Origin of the sequence: Desertihabitans aurantiacus (genome assembly GCF_003344635.1) — a bacterium.
Classification (GTDB): domain Bacteria; phylum Actinomycetota; class Actinomycetes; order Propionibacteriales; family Propionibacteriaceae; genus Desertihabitans; species Desertihabitans aurantiacus.
Genome location: NZ_QPKK01000513.1, coordinates 1 through 1,108, shown reverse-complemented (window position 1 = coordinate 1,108; position 1,108 = coordinate 1). Strand labels below are relative to the sequence as shown.

1 protein-coding gene is annotated in these 1,108 nt (G+C 77.0%); it reads right to left on the bottom strand.

Annotated elements, in window-relative coordinates; translation table 11 throughout:
• The coding region (locus DVA66_RS20595; RefSeq protein WP_157974225.1) for an FAD-binding oxidoreductase at positions 1-952 on the bottom strand (952 nt) is incomplete at its 3' end.
• Positions 953-1,108 lie beyond the last annotated feature (156 nt).

Genomic DNA, 1,108 nt, shown 5'->3' with positions numbered 1-1,108 from the left:
CGTCCAGCCACCGCGCGGCGCCGACCGCGGGGGTGGCCGCGGGCGGGTCGAGGTGGATCCGGGCCAGCCCGGCCGCGTCGGTGGGCCCCCAGGTGTCGGAGACCGGGGCAGCGACCGACCGCACCGCCTCCAGCAGCGGCGCCGCCCCGTCCGGCCCGTCCGGGTCGGCGACCGCGAGGTGCACCCCGACGCGGCCCTGCAGCGGCTCGGGGAACAGCGGCAGCGGCGGCACGTGCAGCACCGCGATGCTGGTGGCGACACCGGCACCCATGCTGTCGAGGGCGCCCGCCCAGGCTGCGACCAGCTCGGGCAGCGCCGCGGCGTCCCAGAGCAGCGCACCGGCGTGCAGGTCCGGTACCGGGACGAGGTCGAGCTCGAGGGTGTGCGCCACGCCGACGCCGCCGGCCCCGCGGAAGCCCCACAGCGCCTCCCGGTCGGTCTCCTCGGCGGCGTCCTCACGGGCGACCCGCGAGCGGCCCTCGCCGTCGAGGTAGTGCACGGCCCGCAGCGCCGCGCTGGCCAGCCCGTGGCGGCGGACCAGCCAGCCGATCCCACCGCCGAAGGTGTAGCCCGACACCGAGACCGACGGTGCGGACCCGGCCAGCCCGAGCAGACCGTGCCGTTCGGCCGCGGCGTTGACCGTCGCCCAGGTCGCGCCGGCGCCGACCGTGGCGACGCGGGCGTCGGGGTCGATGGCGACGTCGGCCAGCCCGGAGGTGTCGAGCAGCACGGTGTCGTCGGTGACCGGCGCGCCGGCGCCGTGCCCGGTGGCCTGCGGGACGACCTGCAGCCGCCGACCCGAGGACGTCTCGAGCGCGGCGACCTCGCTCAGGGCGGTCACGAGGTCGCCGGGGCTGGTGACCCGGGCGACGCGGCCCGGTCGTTGCGGGGTGGAGGAGTTGCGGGGACTCGTGGCCGCGGCGTAGCCGTCGGTGTCCGGTGCGAGCAGCATGGCACCAGCGTAGGGGAATAACGGAGGATTTCCTCCACTTCTACCGACACACTTCCGAGATCGGAGCTCCCATGTCAGACGCGCAGCACCCCGTCGCCGTGATCGGCGCCACCGGGCAGCAGGGCAGCCGGGTGGTGGACGCGCTGCTGGCCGCCG